Source organism: Mesorhizobium dulcispinae, assembly GCF_033977345.1.
GTDB classification, from domain to species: domain Bacteria; phylum Pseudomonadota; class Alphaproteobacteria; order Rhizobiales; family Rhizobiaceae; genus Mesorhizobium; species Mesorhizobium dulcispinae.
In genome coordinates this window covers 272,895-290,592 of the sequence record NZ_JAVIIY010000003.1, presented here as the reverse complement: position 1 = coordinate 290,592, position 17,698 = coordinate 272,895, and the positions used below count along the sequence as shown (strand labels likewise).

The window sequence follows — 17,698 nt, the reverse complement described above, 5'->3', positions numbered from 1 at the left end:
ACGATCCAGACAACTCGACCGGCGGGGAACTCCCGCCGGTGCTCGAACCGGCGTTTTCGATGCGCGGCAATCTCTTTCGCAAAACCTTCCTGACCGCGCTGCTGCTCGCTCCGGCGACGCTGTGGCTGGTGGTGTTCCTGGTGCTGCCGTTCATTGCGATCGCCATATTCAGCGTCGGCGAGCGGGCGCCGGAGGGAGGCTACCAGGCCGCGCTCACCTTCACGCAATACGCCAACCTGCCGGCGCGGGCGACCGCGTTCTGGAACACGATGCTACTGGCTCCGGTGGGCGCGCTCGCCTGCCTGCTCGTCGCCTACCCGGTCGCCTACTATCTGGCGCTGCGCGCGCCGCAGCGCTGGCGGCTGATCCTGCTCGCGCTGATCGTCATCCCGTTCTGGACCAGCCTTCTGATGCGCACCTATGCCTGGATGTACATCCTTGGCGGGCGCGGCATCCCGGCCTTGCTCGCCTATGTCGGCATCGAGGATCTCAGGTTGATCAACACGCCGGGCGCGGTGCTGCTCGGCATCGTCTACGGCTACCTGCCGCTGATGATCCTGCCGATCTATGTCAGCCTCGAACGGCTCGACCGCCGGCTGCTGGAAGCGTCCGCAGATCTCGGCGCGACGCCTTTGTCGACCTTCCTCGGTGTGACGCTCCGGCTGTCGCTGCCCGGCGTCATGACTGGCTTCTCGCTGGTGATGATCCTTCTGCTCGGCGAATATCTGATCCCGACGCTGCTTGGCGGCGGCAAGGTGTTCTTCATCGGCAACGCGCTAGTCGACCTCTTCCTGCAATCGCGCAACTGGCCGTTCGGATCGGCCATCGCCATCACGCTGGTGCTGGTCTCGGTGGTGGTGCTGGTCGTCGCCAACCGCATCTCGACCCGACTCTCGGGCGCCCGCCGAGTGGACCTGATCTGATGCGCGCCTTCGTCGTCGCCGTCTTCGCCTTCCTCTATCTGCCGATCGCGCTGGTCGTGCTGTTCTCCTTCAATGCCGGCCATCATGCCAGCGAGTTCACCGGCTTCTCGGCGCAATGGTACGGCAAGGCGCTGTCGAACCCGTTCCTGGTCGAGGCGCTGAAGAACAGCCTGTTCATCGCCACCACCAGCGCCTTGCTCGCAGCCTTCTGCGGCACGGCCGCCGCGCTCGGTCTGCAGCGCGTCGGCGCGCGGACGCGAGCGCTTTTCGATGCGCTGCTGGGCGCCGCCATCGTCGTCCCGGGCGTCGTCATCGGCATCTCGACGCTGGTCGCGCTGGTGCAGCTCTTTGCCGTCGTCAATCCGTTCCTCGCCTCGCTGTGGCCGACCGACCAGCCGCCGCGTTTTGCGCTCGGCTACGGCTCGATCATCGCCGCGCACGGCCTGTTCTCGATGGCGCTGGTGACGATGATCGTCGGCACCCGCCTCGGCAGCCTCGACCGCAACCTGGTCGAGGCATCGAGCGATCTCTATGCCACGCCGCTGACGACGTTCCGCTCGATCGTGCTGCCACAGATCATGCCGGCGGTGATCGCGGGCTTCCTTCTCGCCTTCACCTTCTCCTTCGACGACTTCATCATCGCCTTCTTCGTCGCCGGCGCGCAGACGACGCTGCCGATCTACGTCTTTGCCTCCATCCGGCGCGGCGTCACGCCGGAAATCAACGCCATCGCGACGATTGTGCTCGCCGCCTCGGTGCTGCTCGTCCTGCTCGCGCAATGGCAGCTCGGCCGACGAAAACCATCGCCTTGAAAGACAAGCCCATGATTTTGAAAGATCGCATCGCCGTGGTGACGGGCGCGGGGTCGGGCATCGGGCGCGCCGGCGCCATGATCATGGCGCGGGAAGGGGCCGTCGTGGTGATCGCTGACCGCGACCCGGCGGCAGGCGAGGCCACGGCGTCCGCCATCCGCGAAGCCGGCGGGCGCGCCGAAGCGGTCGCCACCGATGTCGGCGACGATATGGCGGTCGAGGGCTTGATCACGGGGACGCTCGGCAAGCACGGCCGGATCGACATCCTGCACAGCCACGCCGGCATCCAGGTCGGCGGCACGCTGACCGAAGTGAGCACCGACGGCATGGATGCCTCGTGGCGGATCAATGTGCGGGCCCAGTTCCTGGCGGCGAAGACCGTCATGCCTTCGATGATCGCGCAGGGCGGCGGCGTCATCCTCAACACCGCGTCCAATTCCGGCGTCTTCTACGATCGCGAGATGATCGCCTACGCCACGTCGAAGCATGCGGTTGTGGCGATGACCAGGCAGATGTCGCTCGACTACGCCAGGCACAATGTGCGCATCAACGCGCTCTGCCCCGGCTGGGTCGACACGCCGTTCAACGAGCCGTTCATCGCCCAAATAGGAGGGCGCGATGCGATCGAAAACTATGTGCGGACCAAGATCCCGATGGGGCGCTGGGCGAGCGCGGAGGAGATCGCCGAAGCCATCCTGTTCCTCGTCTCCGACCGCTCCTCCTTCATGACCGGCCAGGCGCTGGTCGTCGATGGCGGCGAGAGCATCGGCTGATCTGGTCCAGCAAAGTGGACTTGCGTCGGCGGCGATGATCGGTCAAACCATAAGCTCCACCTGATGAGATCCGTCATGCAAGCAGCAAAACAGCGATACCGCGCAAGGCATTCGATTTTTGCCTGCGGTATTTCTTTTGCGTGTGCGGAGTGACCATGCGCTGCTGCCGTCACGAGAACCTGCAGCGTGCGGAGGAGACCAAGGTCGGCTCGCACGTCGTTCGTGACGGCTGGACCGAAGGGGTATGCGGTGCGCTCGATCCGGCCTGTGGGCCGGCCATCAGGCGGGCGTCCGTCATTCAGATGATTTAGCTTACTCAACGCTCAAACCGAAACGGACGTGCCCGCCGAAGCGATTTCTCCTTCGTACGGACATGACCGATGCCTGACAAACAAGACTTTTCAACCTCCAGCGCAGATACGCAAAGCTGGCTGACGACGCATGGAATAAAACAGGTCGAGTGCCTCGTACCCGACGTCAACGGCGTGCTGCGCGGCAAGGCCTTGCCGGCGGCCAAATTCCTGAAATCGCTCGAAGACCGGGCGCTCTATTTGCCGAGCAGCGCCTTCCTCGTCGCCATCGACGGCCGCTATTCCGGTTCCATCGATGAGGGGTTCGCCTATCAAGACCCCGACATGCGCATGGTGCCTGACCTTTCGACGCTGTGCCTTGCGCCCGGCGGCGGTGCCGGCAAGGCCTATGTCTTTGCCGACACGTTCCATATGGACGACCGGCCGTGGATGGCGTCGCCGCGCCATGTGCTGAGGGCCGTCCTCGACCTCTACCGCCGGCGCGGTTGGCGCGCCGTGATGGCGCCGGAGCTGGAATTCTATCTTACGGCGCCAAATCCCGATCCGGACCGGCCGCTGACCGCGCCGGTCGGGCGTAATGGCCGTCCGGAAAGCGTGCAGCATCCTTACGACATGCAGGCGCTGGAGGAGTTCGAGCCAGTTATCCAGCGCATCTACGCGCTCTCGGCGGCCGCCGGGTTGCCGCTCGACACGCTGATCCATGAGTCCGGCACGGCGCAGCTGGAGATTAACTTCCTGCATGGCGATCCGCTGGCGCTGGCCGACAAGGCGCTGCTGTTCAAACGCATGGCGCGGCAGGCGGCGCTGGCGAGCGGCATGCACGCCACCTTCATGGCAAAGCCGATCGCGGCGCAGGCCGGCAGTTCGATGCATCTGCACATGTCGATCACCGACGAAAGCGGCGAGCCCATGTTTGCCGGCAAGGACGGCAACGACACAGAAATGTTCTCCCACTTCGTCGGCGGCCTGCAGAAATACGTGCCCGAAATGATGCCGCTGTTCGCGCCCAACGTGAATTCGTATCGCCGCATCCGGCCGGGCCACAGCGCGCCGGCCAATATCGAATGGTCGCACGACAACCGTTCCTGCGGCCTGCGCGTGCCGATGGGCGGGCGCGCCGCGCGGCGGGTGGAGAACCGGCTGCCCGGCGCCGACGCCAATCCCTACCTCGCTATGGCCGGCTCGCTGATCGCCGGCTATCTCGGCATCGAGGAGAGGCTGGCCCGCTCGCCGGAAACCTTCGGCAATGCCTATCGCAGCCAGAGCACGCTGCCGAAAACCATGGAGGAAGCGCTCGACCGCTTCGCCGCCTGCGAGCCGGTTCGGGCGCTGCTGGGCGAGGATTTCGCCCAGACCTATCTGCGCGTGAAGAGCGTCGAGCTCGACCTGTTCCAGAGCGTCGTCACGTCGTGGGAACGCGACCATCTGCTGCTCAAGGTGTGACCATGGTTCGTTCAACAGGTTTCAATTCCGGTCTCGATATCGGCAAATCCTACTATGTCGCCACCGCCAACCCGGCGCCGAACCATCCGGCGCTTGTCGGCGATGTCGAGGCCGACCTGGTGGTCGTGGGCGGCGGCTGCACCGGGCTTTCGGCGGCGCTTCATGCGGCCGAACGCGGCCTGAAGGTGGTGCTGCTCGAAGGCGGCAAGATCGGCTGGGGCGCCTCCGGGCGCAATGGCGGCCAGATGATTCCCGGCCTGCGCAAGGGCGCCAAGGGGCTGGTCAAGGCGTTCGGTCCGGAACGGGCGAAGGCGCTGTTCGACCTCGCCTTCGAGGCACGCGGACTGGTGCTCGACATCATCGAGCGCCACGGCATCGAATGCGACCTGCGGCTGACCGGTCATCTGGTCGGCGCCGTCAACGGCTCCGACATGCGCGACTTCGAGGAGGAGGCCGAGTGCCTCGCCAAGGTAATGAATTTTACCGATGTCGAGATCCTCTCGGCGGCGGAAGCGCGGCGGATGGTGGACACGCCTTATCAAGGCGCGGCCTTCGAGAGGCTCGGCGGCCACATGCATCCGTTGAACTACACGCTGGGGCTCGCCCGCGCCGCAGTCAGCGCCGGCGTCATTATCCACGAGAACTCGGTCGCGGTGCGCCTCGAGCGCGAGCCGTCCATTCGGGTGTTCACCGATAAGGGCTCGGTCCGCGCCCGGCATGTGGTGCTGGCCGGCGATGCGCTGCTGGAAGGGCTGGAGCCGCGCGTCAACAGCCGCATCATGCCGATCGGCAACTACATCGTCGCCACCGAGTCTTTGGGCGAGCGGAACGTCATCCCGTCCAATGTCGCGGTTTCGGACACGCTCTTCGTCGTCAACTACTATCGCATGTCGGCGGACGGCCGCCTGCTGTTCGGCGGCGGCGAGCGCTACACGCCTTCGCCGCCGGCCGACATAGCCGGCTTCGTGCGCCCGCATATGGAAAAGACCTTTCCGCAATTGCGCGGCTGCCGGATCGACCATGCCTGGGGCGGGCTGGTGTCCGTGACGACGTCGCGCCTGCCGCATGTCGGGCATTATGGCGAGGTCTATTTCGCGCATGGCTATTCCGGCAAGGGCGTCATCCTGTCGACGCTGTCGGGCAAGCTGCTGGCGGAAGCGATTACCGGCGATGCCTCGCGGCTCGATCTGTTCTCGACGCTGACGCCGCTGCCGTTCCCTGGCGGCACGACGCTGCGCGGCCCGCTCTATGTGCTCGGCATGCTTTGGTACGCGATGCGCGACCGGCTCAGGCATTAGGGTCTGATGAGATTCAGGTGAGGCCGGCCTGCAAATGGCGGCTTCCTGCGCTTCCGACAGACCCTAGACTGGCTTTCCCGTTTCCGGCGTGGCTAATGTCCTGACGCCGGGGACGAAATCCCGGGAAGGAAGAGCAATGAATATCGAGCCCGGCCGGCTGACGAAGAAGGAGCGACACGAGCTGATCCTGTCGGAGGTCCGGCGCTCGGCGTCGATCCGCATCTCGAAGCTCGCCCGGCGCATCGGCGTCGCCGGCGAGACCATCCGTCGCGATCTGATCGAACTTGGCGAGGCAGGCCTCATCAACCGCACCTATGGCGGCGCGACGATCTCGCTGATGACGTCAGAACCGGTTATCGCGGAGCGCGGCCTGACGCTGGTCGAGGAGCGCGCCCGCATCGGGCGGGGCGCGGCGGGCCTGGTCGTGAACGGCCGCATCGTGATGATCGACGGCGGATCGACGACCTACGAGGTTGCGCGCAGCATTGCCCAGATCAGACGGGATCTGACCGTCATCACCAATTCAATCGGCGTCGCCTCGGTCGCCGGCGCCAATCCGAGTTTTCGCGTTATCCTTTGCCCTGGCACCTATGACAGCCGCGAGGCCGCCGTGCTCGGCGAGGACACGGTCGAATTCGTGCGCCGCTACAATGCCGATGTCGCCATCATCGGCGCATCGGCTCTTAACGGCGAGGGGCCGAGCGACATGGTCTCGGGCGCGGCTGCGGTGAAGCGCGCGATGATGGCGCGATCGCTGTCGACGATGCTTGTCGTCACCAATGACAAGTTCGGCCGCAACAGTCTCGAACGCGTCTGCGCGCTGAGCGAGATTTCTGACATCGTCACCGACAGCGAGCCGGCGGCTGAGCTCCGCGCCGCGATCGACGAAGCGGGCGCGGAGTTGCACGTCTTCGCCGAAAGCTGAATCGTCGGCCTGCTAGAGCAATTCCAGGAAAAGTGTGTAACGGTTTTCCGTCCGGAATTGCGTAAAAACAAATAGTTAGAGCAGTTCAGCGTTTCCGTGAAACGATGAACTGCTCTAAGCGTCCCTGTTGGTCAGCGCGATGTGGCAGCAGCCGTTACCGTGGCCCGGCGTCCAGGTGACGTTGGCGAAGCGCACGCCGGTCGCCTCGAACAGACCGCGGTCGAAGGCGCCGGCGATGCGGCAGAGCGTGGCAAGCTTTTCCTCGCCGACGCCGGCCTCGACCCAGGCATCCTTCAGCGGGCAGCGCTTCACCTTGAAGGCGATGTGGTCCGGTCCCCGCTCGACATGGGTCGGGTACATGCGACCATCATCAGGGCTGACGGCGAGGAACGCCTCGCCGATTGCCGGCGCGTCGTTGGGGCCCAAATCGGCAAAGGCCGTCGCCGCGACCTCGCGGCCGCGCTTTTCGATGGTGCGGATCATGACCGCCTCGGCCCTCTCCGCGCCAAGCTCGGCGGTCAGTTCATCGAGGAAGAGACGGTAGAGGTCGGCCCTGTTGCGGAAGGCGGAATCGAGCTCGCGCGACAGTTTTTCGGCTCTGGCTATGGGGTCGGTCATGGTGTGTCCTGATTTATTGTTCGACCATGATCTTGTCCGCAAACCGGATCCCGCTTTGCGGGATCATGGTCGGTTCCTGCTCAATTTCGGCGTTGCCGCCACGAGCGCCTTGCCGATCGCCGATTGCGGATTGGCGATGACGGCGCGGGCATCGCCGCTTTCGGCGATCCGGCCGGCGTCGAGGATGACGACGCGATGGGCGACGGCGCGGATGACGCCGAGGTCATGTGAAATGAAGAGATAGGCGATCCGTTCCTGTCTTTGCAGGTCGAGCAGCAATTCCAGGATTTGCCCCCGCACCGAAACATCGAGCGCCGAGACGGCTTCGTCGAGCACGATCAGCGACGATCGCGTGGCGATGGCGCGGGCGATCGCCACGCGCTGGCGCTGGCCGCCGGAAATCTCGTGGATCGCGCGCCCGGCAAGGCCGGTATCGAGGCCGACGCGCTCCAGGAGGGCCGCGATGCGGCGCGGGCGCTCGGCGCGCGAGGCGATGCCATGGATGCGCAAGGGGTCGTCCAGCACGCGCGCCACTGTGGCGCGGGGATTGAAGGCGGCGAGCGGGTCCTGGAACACCATCTGCAGGCGAGCACGGCGCGCACGCAGCGCGGCGCCTGACAGCGCAAGCAAGTCTGCGCCTTCGAATTCGATGCGGCCGGCGTCGGGTTCGATCAGTCGCAGCACCAGCCGCGCGATCGTCGATTTGCCGCTGCCCGACGGGCCGGCGAGCGCCAGCGTCTCGGCCGGGCCGATCTCGAATGAGACATCGTCGACAGCGGGAAAAGGCTTGCTGCCGCGGTGATAGCGCTTGGCGAGGTTGGAGACGGCGAGCAGGCTCATGCCGAAGCGCCTTGGCGGGCGAGCAACGGCGCAGCGTCGAGGCCGAGATGGGCATCGAGCAGGGCGCGCGTATAGGCATGGCGCGGCGCGTCGATGATTTGTCGGGTCTCGCCGATCTCGACCAGCTCTCCACGGCGCAGCACCGCGATGCGCTCGGCAAGCGTGGCGGCGAGCGCGATGTCGTGGCTGATGAAGAGGAGCGTCATGCCGTCCTCAGCCACCAGCCGGCGGATCAGGGCGACGATCTCGGCCTGGACGATGGTATCGGCCGCGCTGGTGGCTTCGTCGGCGATCAAGAGCCTGGGCGCGGCGGCGATGGCCGCGGCGATCGCCACGCGCTGCTTCTGGCCGCCGGAAAGCTGGTGCGGATAGGCGTGAAGCGCGGCTTCCGGGTTGGGCAGGCGGACACGGTCGAGGAGGGTTTGGGCTTTGGCATAGGCTTCGCGCCAGGTCAGGCCGAGATGCGTACGGGTGACTTCGGCGATCTGCTTGCCGATCGGCATTACCGGGTCGAGGCTGGAGGAGGGGTCCTGGAAGACGAAGCCGATGTCGCGGCCGAGGAGGGGCTGTTGTTGGGTTTTGCCAATCGCCGATGATCGGCGTTCTGTCGCGCCCCCCTCTGTCCTGCCGGACATCTCCCCCTCTAGGGGGGAGATTGCTCTCCCATCACCGCTTTCGGCAACCTCCAACGTTGCAGGGGGAGAGCCGGCAGCGAGACTGCTGATCTCCCCCCTTGTGGGGGAGATGTCCGGCAGGACAGAGGGGGGCGCGAAGGAATGAGGCGTTTGCGATTTCGGTATCTTCCACTCGACTGTTCCGTCGATCTTAGCCGAGCCCACCAACAACCCCGCCACCGCCAGCGCCAGCGTGCTTTTCCCCGAGCCGCTTTCGCCGATGATCGCCAGCCGCTCGCCGGCGGTAATCTCCAGGCTGACACCCTTCAGCGCCGCCACCTCAACGCCGTCACGGCGATACCGCACGGAAAGATCGCGGATCGAGAGCAGCGCGGTCACGACAGGCTCCTGCGCACCGCGGTACTTTCCACCACGCCTTCGCCGGCGAGATAGACGCCGAGCACGGTCAGCACCAGCGCGATGCCGGGAACGATCGACAGATACGGCGCGGTGCGCAAAACGGCACGGCCCTCGGCAATCATGCCGCCCCAGGTGACGCGGTTGGGGTCGCCGAGACCGAGGAAGCAAAGCGCGGCCTCGGTAAGGATGGCCGCCGCGACGATCACCGAGGACAGCGCCAGCACCGGCGGCAGGGCATTGGGCAGCACCTCGCGGAAGGCAATTTCCAGCGGATGCATGCCGATGACGAGGGCGCCGGCGACATACCCGCGCTCGCGGATCGACAGCACTTCCGCCCGTGCAACGCGCGCTGGGCCTGTCCAGGCGCCGAGCGCTATTGCCCCGACGACGACGCCGAGCGATGGCCCGACGATGCTGACGAAGGCCAGCGCCAGAAGAAAGCTCGGCACGGTCTGGAAGGCGTCGGTGATGCGCATCAGCACCTCGTCGATCAGGCCCCCTGCGAAGCCGGCCAGCGTGCCGACAACCGCGCCGATGACGAGTGCCGCGCCCGCCGCCGCCAGACCGACCGCCAGCGAGGTGCGGGCGCCATGGAACAGTTCGGCAAGCACGCCGCGGCCGAGCCGGTCGGTGCCGAGCGGCAGCGACCAGTCCTGGAACGGCGGCAGCAACGCCGGGCCGGCGATCGCTTGCGGATCGCCGGGAAAAAGCAACGGTGCCGCCAGCGCCATTGCCACCAGCAAAGCCAGGATGAGCACGCCGGCAATTGCCTCCGACGTGTGGAAAAACCCGCGCAGCCGGTTCATACGCCAGCCTCGCTGGCGCCGACGCGCGGGTCGAGAAAGGCATAGGCGACGTCGACCAGAAGGTTGATGACGACGACGAGAACCGCGCTGACCAGAATGATGCCGAGCAGCAGCGGCGTGTCGCGCCCGGTGACCGCTTCCTGCGCCAGGCGGCCGAGGCCGGGGACGGCAAAGACGCTTTCGATGACGACGCTGCCGCCGAGCATCTGCGCCGATTGCAGGCCAAGCAAGGTGACCAGAGGCAGCAGCGCGTTGCGGGCGACGTGGGCGAGCACGACGCGCCGGCGCGCCAGGCCCCTGGCGCGGGCGGCGAGGATAAAATCCTGCCGCCAGGCCTCGGCCATGCCGGCGCGCATCATGCGCAGGTAAAGTGCCAGATAGATGAAGCCGAGCGCCGAGACCGGCAGCACGAGATGAGTGGCGATGTCGCCGGCCCGCGCCAGCCCTGTCTTGCCGGAAGCGATGGTCTCGATGCCGCCGATCGGCAGCCAGCGCAGGTCGACGGCAAAGACGACGATGAGCACCAGGCCGAGCCAGAAGCCGGGCACGGCATAGAGCGCCAGCGAGCCGATCGACAGCAAGCGATCGCGAAAACTGCCGGGTCGCGCGCCGGCATAGATGCCGAGGGCCGAGCCGAGGCTGAAGGAGAGCGCGGTGGCGCTGCCCATCAGGATCAGCGTGGTCGGCAGGCGTTCGAGGATGACGTCGCGGATCGGCCGCGAGAAGGTGACCGACCGGCCGAGGTCGAGATGACAGAGCGCCCAGAGGTAGTTGGCGAGGCGAGTAAGCTCCGACTGATCGAGACCCCAGCGGTGGCGCAGCAGCTCGATCATACCGGCATCGCCGCCGGTCGAGACGATATAGGCATCGACCGCGTCACCGGGGGCGGCTTCGAGCAGGAGGAAGCTGCCGATGACGACGATCAGGAGAACGAAGACGCTGCCGACGAGACGGCGGCGCAGCAGGGTGAGGGCGCGGGTCATGGCGAAGCGGTGCTGAGGCCAAGCCTTGGACGTCGCGCTCTACGGCGCCCCCCTCTGGCCTGCCGGCCATCTCCCCCACTTGGGGGGAGATCAGCTGCCATAGCGGCTTTCGCCAATCTCCGACGTGGTAGGAAAGTGCGGAGCGCGGAAACTGCCAATCTCCCCCCTTGTGGGGGAGATGTCCGGCAGGACAGAGGGGGGCGCGAAGGAACTCTCATTCTCAAAGCTGAGCACCCCAACAGTCGATCGGCAAGCGCGAGATCAACCCGCCAAATAAGTGTCCGCCCAGTTCGACACCGCCCAGCGCGGATTGTTGGCGATGTTGCCAACCGTGTCGCGCGCGACGCTGATGAAGCTCCATTCGGCGACGTTGATCAGCGGCAGGTCGGCGGCGACCTTTTTCTGGAACTCCTTGTACAGCTCGGTGCGGGCGGTGGTGTCGAGCGTCTCCGATGCCTTGGCGATCAGCGCGTCGAGGTCGGCGTTCTTGTAGCCGCCCTGGTTGGAGAAGGGCACGCCGTCCGGAATGCCGCTCTGCACCAGAATGGTGGTCGAGATCGCCGGATCGCCGCGGAACACCGGCGGGCCGACGGCGAGGTCGAAGGCATGGTCGGTGTAGACCGCTTTGATATGCGCGGCCGAGTCGTTGTTGACGATCTCGGCGTCGATGCCGATCACGGCCAGCGCCTGGCGCAGATAGTCGCCGAATTGTTTTGTTTCGCTGAAGTAAGGGGCCGGCAGGAGTTTCAGCGCGAAGCGCTTGCCGTCGTCGGCCCGCTTGTAGCCGGCCTCGTCCAGCAGGTCGTTGGCCTTGGCGACGTCGAACGGATAGGTCGGGACATCGGCGGTGTAGAATTGCGGATCGTTCTTCGGCACCGGGCCGGTCGCGGTCGCGGCGTAGCCGAGGAAGATCGTCTTGACGACGAAGTCCTTGTCGATGGCATGCGCGATCGCCTGGCGCACTTTCAAATCGGCCAGTTCCTTGCGGCGATGGTTGATCTCGACGACGAGCTGGTAGGTCAGCCCCTCATAGCCCTTGGTGATCACCTTCATGCCCGGCACCTTGGAGATGCGGTCGAGGTCGGCGAGCGGCACGGCGGAGAAGGCGGCGAGCTGGATCTCTTCCGCCTCGAGCGCGGCAGCGGCCGAGGTGCGGTCGGGCAGAACCTGATAGACGATCTCATCGAGATAGGGCTCGTCCTTGCCCCAATAGTCGTCGTTTCTCGCCAGCCGATAGTACTGGCCGGCCTTGTATTCGGCGAACTTGAACGGACCGGTGCCGACCGGCGCGTTGTTGGCCGGGTTGTCCTCGATCTTGCCCACCTCATAGACATGCTTCGGCACGACGCTCGACAGTGCGGGGAGCGCATTGCGGATCAGCTGGAACGGCGTCGGCTTGGCGAATTTGAAGACGGCGGTGAGATCGTCCGGCGTGTCGACCGCGGCAAGGTCCTTGAACACCGTGCGGCCGAGATTCTGCAGCGGCTTCCAGATCTGCAGCGCCGAGAAGGCGACATCGGCGGAGGTGAAGGGCTTGCCGTCATGCCATTTGACGCCGTCGCGCAGCTTGAAGGTCACCGACAATCCGTCGGCGGCACCTTCCCAGGAGAGCGCGAGGCGTGGCTCAAGCCCGTCATTGCCGTCGAAGGAGGCCTCGGCCAGGGTCTCGACGATCTTGCTGGAGATGAAGAAGACGCCGTTGGAGGCGACGATCGCCGGGTTGAGGTTGCGGGGCTCGGAGTCGGCCGCAACGATCAGCCGCCCGCCCTTCTTCGGCGTCTGCGCCAAGCCGATGGTCGGCAGCGCGGTCGAGGCCAGAAGCAGTGCCGAGCCGGCAAGCAGGCCGCGGCGCGAGATTGCGAATTCGGACATCGCTCAAACTCCCCTCTTCACCCGCGACAGGCGCGAGCAGTCTCGAAATGAACGGGATTATGGCCTTCGGCAAAGGTTTCGCCAGAGACGGATTTGGCGCATGCTGGCTTGGCTTTGAAATTTTCGTCCGCTGGACCAGTTTTATTCGGGCTGCAATTGCCACTATCTGGTAAGACCAGATATGAGGTGTACGCGCTATTCGACGCCGCTTAGGAAGCTATGGCGGACCGAAGCCATCGATTCTGGCTGGACCAGAGTGGTCAAACTGATGCAGATTGGCCGACAGCCAAAAGTTCAAGAAGACTGGCCGCTTGAGCAGCCGAGGAAATCAGGGAGAGACAGATGAACATCGCTCCGGGCAAGGCCGAGGTCAGCAGCATTCCGTTCGACCAGGCGCGGGTGGACCGGCTGATGGAGGAGGCCGGTATCGACGTGCTCCTCGCCACTTCCAAGCACAACACGCAATATCTGCTCGGCGGCTACAAGTTCATCTTCTTCGCCGCCATGGATGCGATCGGCCACAGCCGCTACCTGCCTATCGTCCTCTACGAGAAGGGCGGGCCGGAGCACGCCGCCTATATCGGCAACCGCATGGAAGGCGGCGAGCATCAGAACCATCCGTTCTGGACGCCGACATTGCATGCCGCCTGCTGGGGCACGCTCGACGCCGCCAATCTTGCCGTCGAACATTTGCAAAAGATTGGCAAGGGAGCCGCCCGCATCGGCGTCGAGCCGGGCTTCCTGCCGTCGGATGCCTACACGCTGATCCGCAAGGCGCTGCCCGACGCGAAGCTGATCGACGCGACCGGCATGCTGGAGAACATGCGCGCCATCAAGACCGCGGCCGAGCTCGAGAAACTGCGCATTGCTTCCGAGCTGATCACCGATTCCATGATGGCGACTATTGCCTGGGCGCACGAGGGTACGACCAAGACCGACATCATCGAGCAGCTCCGGCGCGAGGAGACCAATCGCGGCGCGCATTTCGAATATTGCCTGCTGACGCTGGGCTCCAGCCACAACCGTGCCGCGTCAAGCCAGGCGTGGAAGAAGGGCGAGGTGCTGTCGATCGATTCCGGCGGGAATTATCACGGCTATATCGGCGACCTCTGCCGCATGGGTGTGCTCGGCGATCCGGATGCCGAGCTGGAGGATCTTTTGGCCGAAGTCGAAGCTGTGCAGCAGGCGGCCTTCTCCAAGGTCAAGGCAGGCACGCTCGGCGGCGACATGATTGCGCACGCCGAGAGCGTGCTGAGGGCTTCCAAGGTTGCCGCCTATACAGATTTCTTCGCCCACGGCATGGGGCTGATCACGCATGAGGCGCCGTTCCTGATGACCAACCATCCGGTCACCTATGAAGGCACCTGTGCGGCCAAGCCGCTGGAAAAGAACATGGTGCTATCGGTCGAGACGACCATGCTTCATCCGACGCGCGGCTTCATCAAACTGGAGGATACGGTCGCAGTGACCGACACAGGCTATGTGATGTTCGGGGATCGCGGGCGGGGGTGGAACCGGGGCGGGGCGACAGCTTAGCCTCGACGACGCTCCCCTCACCCGGATTGCCAGCCGAATTGCAAGGGCAATTCGGGGCAATCCGACCTCTCCCCGAGGGGAGACGAGGGCGCCAGCGCTGGCGCCCATCTCTTCTCCCCGCCGGGGAGAAGGTGGCCGCGAAGCGGCCGGATGAGGGGCCGCAACGCCGGCAAAGATCATTTCCCGCCCGCCGGCAGCAGCCTGAAATCCGGCAGGCCGCGCAGCGCCAGTTCCGGTCCGGCCGGCGAATAGACGACGAAGAGCTGCATCGGCTGATCGCCAGTGTTGAGCGTCGAGTGGAAACGGCTCTCCGGCACATAGATGGTGCAGCCGGGTCCGACTTTCGCGACCACCGGATTGCCCTTCTCGTCCTCGACCATCTGCTCGCCATTGCCGGAGATGACGAAGATGATCTCCTCGGCGCCCGGGTGATTGTGGCGGGTGTGCCCCTGGCCGGGCGGCAGGTCGACGACGCCACCGGAAAAGCGCTCGGCGCCATTCACTTCCGGGGCGACGGTGAGGGCCAGTCTGCCCCAGTCGAAGCCGAAGGCGCTGACATCCTTCGGGTAGACGAACACCTTGCTCCTGTCGGCCATTGCCTCATCCCTTCTTGTTCGTGATCGCGACCGCCTTGAAATCCGCCGTCTGCCTGGCGATCGCCGCTTCCGCCGGCAGCCGCTCCATAGAGCTTGCGCCGTAGAATCCGTGCAGCCCCTCGCAGCGCTCGAGAATGTAGCGGGCGTCGTCGGGCATCGAGATCGGCCCGCCATGGCAAAGCAGGATGACATCCTTGCGCACTGAGCGCGCGGCGTCGGCAATGGCGTCGATCTCCGTCACGCAGGCATCGAGCGACTTCGCCGAGGTGGCGCCGATCGAGCCGCCTGTGGTGACGCCCATGTGAGCGACGACGATGTCGGCGCCGGCCCATGTCATGGCGCGCGCTTCGTCGGGGTTGAAGACGTAAGGCGTGGTCAAGAGATCCAGCTTGTTCGCCTCGGCGATCATGTCGACCTCGAGGCCAAAGCCCATGCCGGTCTCTTCGAAGCTTTGCCGCATGGTGCCGTCGAACAGGCCGACGGTCGGAAAGTTCTGCACGCCGGAAAAGCCCATCGTCTTCAGCTCGGCGAGCAGCAGCGGCATGATGACGAACGGATCGGTGCCGTTGACGCCGGCCAGCACCGGCGTCTTCTTCACCACCGGCAGCACCTCATAGGCCATTTCCTTGACGATCTCATTGGCGTTGCCATAGGCGAGCAGGCCGGCGGCCGAACCGCGCCCGGCCATGCGGTAGCGTCCGGAATTGTAGATGATGATGAGGTCGATGCCGCCGGCTTCCTCGGCGTTGGCCGACAGACCGGTGCCGGCGCCGCCGCCGACGATCGGTACACCCTCGGCGATCATCTTGCGGAATTTTTCAAGGATCTGTTTGCGCGGAATGGCGGCCATGCTTGTCGGGTCTCACGTCTTGGCGATGTCGAGGAAAGCCTCGGCCGCGGCCTTGGCGAATGCGGGATCGTTGATGTGCAGCGGCAGGCGCGTCACGGTGCGGTTCTTCGTCGGCTTGATCGCGCGCTCGATGGCCTCGAACAGCGCCGCGTCGGCTTCCGCGTCGAAGAAGGCGCCGCCTTCGATATCGAGGGCGGAGGCGCCCTTTTCCGGAATCAGAAAGCGGATCGGGCCTTCGCAAGCGGCGAGGCGGCCGCCGATCCATTCGCCTATTCTGCGGCATTCATCGGCAGTGGTGCGCATCAGCGTGACGTTTGGATTGTGCTCGTAGAAGAGGCGGCCGCGATAGCGCTCGGGGATGGTCGGCGGCGCCCAGAAGTTCACCATGTCGAGCGCGCCGACCGAGCCCACATAGGGCAGCTTAGTGCGGGCAATGGCGCGGAAGCGATCCTCCGTCGCCGGCAGCACACCGCCGAACAAAAGATCGCAGACCTCGGTCGTGGTGATATCGATGACGCCGGCGAGCAGGCCTGAGTCGACGAGCTTCTCCATCGAGCGGCCGCCGGTGCCGGTGGCGTGGAAGACCATGCAGTCATAGTCGGTGCGCAGCCGGTCGACGATGGTCGTGACACATGGCGTGGTGACGCCGAACATGGTCAAGCCCAGCGCCGCCTCGCCGACAGCGGAGGGCGCCGGCCTTGCTGCCATGCCTGATATCGCCTGGGCGGCGTTGTGCAGCACGACGCGCGACAACCGGTTGAGGCCGGCCATGTCGGTCACCGACGGCATCATGATGATGTCGGAGACGTCGACGTAGGGCGCGGTGTCGCCGGAGGCGAGCGTGGAGACCATGATCTTCGGCAGGCCGAGCGGCAGGGCGCGCATGCCGGCGGTAACGATCGAGGTGCCGCCGCCGCCGCCGATGCCGATCACGCCGGCGACGTCGTCGCGCGACTGGATGAAGCGGGTGAACGCGATGCCCATGGCGGCGACGGCTGTGCCGCGATCATTCGTGCCGAGCACCACGCCGGCTCCGTCAGGATGGTGCGCGGCGATCTCGCTTGCCGCGACATCGACCGGGACGGTCGCGCCGCGCGTGCCGATATCGACACGGGCGACCACGCCACCGGCAGCGGCCACGGCATCGGCCAGGAAGGCGAGCTCCTCACCCTTGGTGTCGGCGGTGCCGACCACGTAGATGCGCTTCATCCGAGTTTCCCCGTCGTCTCTATCGTTGTCTTGCGCGCCCGGCATTGCCGTTATCGCTTCTTGCCTGGCCTTGTCGAGGTTCGGGCCATTGCAATTTTTTGAGACGCGCGTATCGTATTGATATGAATGTCTCACGTCAACAAGCTGCCTCCAAGGACGACGCCGAGCAGGCGCCGCCAGCCGAAAAGGGGCCGCGCGCGCGGACCAGACGCCTGATGCTGGAGACGGCGACGCGGCTGATGCAGTCGGGCGTGACGCCTTCGGTCAGCGAGGTCGCAGAGGCGGCGGAAGTCTCCCGCGCGACCGCCTATCGCTACTTCCCAAGCCAGGCGGCGCTGGTGCAGGCGGTCGTCGACGAGGGGCTTGGCCCGATCCTGACGTGGAAATCTGCTTCGAACGATCCGGAGCGGCGGGTGGCTGAGCTGTTCGCGTCTTCCATGCCGCGCATCGAGGCTTTCGAGGCGACATTCAAGGCGGCGCTCAAGCTTTCGCTCGACCAATGGGCGCGGCGGCAGGCGGGCACGCTGGGCACCGAGCCGGCCTTCACGCGCGGCCATCGCGTCGATCTTTTGAAAGACGCGATCGCGCCGCTCAAGGGTCAGCTCAAGCCGCGTCAGTTCAAGCGTCTTGCCCAGGCTCTGTCGTTGATATTCGGTGTCGAGGTGCTGATCGTGCTGAAGGACATATGGGGGCTGGACAGCCGTGACATGATGGCGGTCGCCGACTGGGCGGCGGGCGCGCTGGTGCGCGCGGCGATAGCGGAATCAGAGGCGAAAGCGCGTGGCGTTTCAGCATCGCCCAAGATGAGGATGCCGTAAATCTGGTTCGACCAGATTGAGGAGCCAGCCACCAGTAATAATCGTGATGCA

The 17,698-nt window shown here is 65.4% G+C and carries 18 protein-coding genes; 9 read left to right on the top strand and 9 right to left on the bottom strand.

Going from position 1 to position 17,698, the window contains the following annotated elements; genetic code table 11:
• The first annotated feature begins 59 nt into the window (after positions 1 to 59).
• The 7 genes from RFN30_RS09320 to RFN30_RS09290 all read left to right on the top strand — a co-directional run bounded on the left by RFN30_RS09320 (position 60) and on the right by RFN30_RS09290 (position 6,485).
• Positions 60 to 923 (top strand): ABC transporter permease, encoded by an 864-nt coding sequence (locus RFN30_RS09320; protein WP_320262075.1) that lies wholly within the window; start codon positions 60 to 62, stop codon positions 921 to 923.
• Positions 923 to 1,735 (top strand): ABC transporter permease, encoded by an 813-nt coding sequence (locus RFN30_RS09315; protein ID WP_320261799.1) that lies wholly within the window; start codon positions 923 to 925, stop codon positions 1,733 to 1,735. The genes RFN30_RS09320 and RFN30_RS09315 overlap by 1 nt, the downstream gene beginning before the upstream one ends.
• An 11-nt stretch (positions 1,736 to 1,746) precedes the next feature.
• On the top strand, positions 1,747 to 2,508 hold the full coding sequence (locus RFN30_RS09310) for an SDR family NAD(P)-dependent oxidoreductase (RefSeq protein ID WP_320261798.1): 762 nt from the start codon (positions 1,747 to 1,749) through the stop codon (positions 2,506 to 2,508).
• Between the two features lie 155 nt (positions 2,509 to 2,663).
• Positions 2,664 to 2,819: a hypothetical protein gene (locus tag RFN30_RS09305; RefSeq protein ID WP_320261797.1), complete on the top strand. Its 156-nt coding sequence runs from the start codon at positions 2,664 to 2,666 to the stop codon at positions 2,817 to 2,819.
• A gap of 69 nt (positions 2,820 to 2,888) precedes the next feature.
• Positions 2,889 to 4,262 (top strand): glutamine synthetase family protein, encoded by a 1,374-nt coding sequence (locus RFN30_RS09300; protein ID WP_320261796.1) that lies wholly within the window; start codon positions 2,889 to 2,891, stop codon positions 4,260 to 4,262.
• Positions 4,263 to 4,264: 2 nt separating this feature from the next.
• Positions 4,265 to 5,560, top strand: a complete 1,296-nt coding sequence (locus tag RFN30_RS09295; RefSeq protein WP_320261795.1) for an NAD(P)/FAD-dependent oxidoreductase — start codon at positions 4,265 to 4,267, stop codon at positions 5,558 to 5,560.
• Positions 5,561 to 5,696: 136 nt separating this feature from the next.
• Positions 5,697 to 6,485 (top strand): DeoR/GlpR family DNA-binding transcription regulator, encoded by a 789-nt coding sequence (locus RFN30_RS09290; protein WP_320261794.1) that lies wholly within the window; start codon positions 5,697 to 5,699, stop codon positions 6,483 to 6,485.
• Between the two features lie 114 nt (positions 6,486 to 6,599).
• Here the strand turns inward: RFN30_RS09290 and RFN30_RS09285 are convergent, their stop codons facing one another.
• The 6 genes from RFN30_RS09285 to RFN30_RS09260 all read right to left on the bottom strand — a co-directional run bounded on the left by RFN30_RS09285 (position 6,600) and on the right by RFN30_RS09260 (position 12,638).
• Positions 6,600 to 7,103 carry an L-2-amino-thiazoline-4-carboxylic acid hydrolase gene (locus tag RFN30_RS09285; protein WP_320261793.1) on the bottom strand — a complete coding sequence of 168 codons (504 nt, stop codon included), beginning with the start codon at positions 7,101 to 7,103 and terminating at the stop codon, positions 6,600 to 6,602.
• 63 nt (positions 7,104 to 7,166) lie between these two features.
• A complete protein-coding gene (locus RFN30_RS09280) occupies positions 7,167 to 7,943 on the bottom strand; it encodes an ABC transporter ATP-binding protein (RefSeq protein WP_320261792.1) in 777 nt (258 codons plus the stop codon).
• Entirely contained in the window at positions 7,940 to 8,956 is a 1,017-nt protein-coding gene (locus tag RFN30_RS09275; protein ID WP_320261791.1) for an ABC transporter ATP-binding protein, read from the bottom strand. The genes RFN30_RS09280 and RFN30_RS09275 overlap by 4 nt, the downstream gene beginning before the upstream one ends.
• Positions 8,953 to 9,783 carry an ABC transporter permease gene (locus RFN30_RS09270; RefSeq protein ID WP_320261790.1) on the bottom strand — a complete coding sequence of 277 codons (831 nt, stop codon included), beginning with the start codon at positions 9,781 to 9,783 and terminating at the stop codon, positions 8,953 to 8,955. Before RFN30_RS09270 ends, RFN30_RS09275 begins: the two co-directional genes overlap by 4 nt.
• Positions 9,780 to 10,766, bottom strand: coding sequence for an ABC transporter permease (locus tag RFN30_RS09265; RefSeq protein WP_320261789.1), 987 nt, complete (start codon positions 10,764 to 10,766; stop codon positions 9,780 to 9,782). The genes RFN30_RS09270 and RFN30_RS09265 overlap by 4 nt, the downstream gene beginning before the upstream one ends.
• 261 nt (positions 10,767 to 11,027) lie before the next feature.
• On the bottom strand, positions 11,028 to 12,638 hold the full coding sequence (locus RFN30_RS09260; RefSeq protein WP_320261788.1) for an ABC transporter substrate-binding protein: 1,611 nt from the start codon (positions 12,636 to 12,638) through the stop codon (positions 11,028 to 11,030).
• Positions 12,639 to 12,980: 342 nt separating this feature from the next.
• Between RFN30_RS09260 and RFN30_RS09255 the strand changes: the two genes are divergently transcribed.
• Positions 12,981 to 14,174, top strand: coding sequence for a M24 family metallopeptidase (locus RFN30_RS09255; RefSeq protein WP_320261787.1), 1,194 nt, complete (start codon positions 12,981 to 12,983; stop codon positions 14,172 to 14,174).
• 176 nt (positions 14,175 to 14,350) lie between these two features.
• On the opposite strand, the gene RFN30_RS09250 is transcribed toward RFN30_RS09255, so the two are convergent.
• Genes RFN30_RS09250 through RFN30_RS09240 form a run of 3 tightly spaced genes read right to left on the bottom strand, consistent with a single transcriptional unit; the run spans position 14,351 to position 16,829 of the window.
• Complete coding sequence (locus RFN30_RS09250; RefSeq protein ID WP_320261786.1) at positions 14,351 to 14,770, bottom strand: cupin domain-containing protein; 420 nt, start codon at positions 14,768 to 14,770, stop codon at positions 14,351 to 14,353.
• A 4-nt stretch (positions 14,771 to 14,774) separates the two neighbouring features.
• Positions 14,775 to 15,620, bottom strand: a complete 846-nt coding sequence (locus tag RFN30_RS09245) for a phosphoenolpyruvate hydrolase family protein (protein WP_320261785.1) — start codon at positions 15,618 to 15,620, stop codon at positions 14,775 to 14,777.
• 12 nt (positions 15,621 to 15,632) lie between these two features.
• Positions 15,633 to 16,829 carry a Tm-1-like ATP-binding domain-containing protein gene (locus RFN30_RS09240; RefSeq protein ID WP_320261784.1) on the bottom strand — a complete coding sequence of 399 codons (1,197 nt, stop codon included), beginning with the start codon at positions 16,827 to 16,829 and terminating at the stop codon, positions 15,633 to 15,635.
• Between the two features lie 122 nt (positions 16,830 to 16,951).
• On the opposite strand from RFN30_RS09240, the gene RFN30_RS09235 reads away from it, so the two are divergent.
• A complete protein-coding gene (locus tag RFN30_RS09235; protein WP_320261783.1) occupies positions 16,952 to 17,647 on the top strand; it encodes a TetR/AcrR family transcriptional regulator in 696 nt (231 codons plus the stop codon).
• Positions 17,648 to 17,698 lie beyond the last annotated feature (51 nt).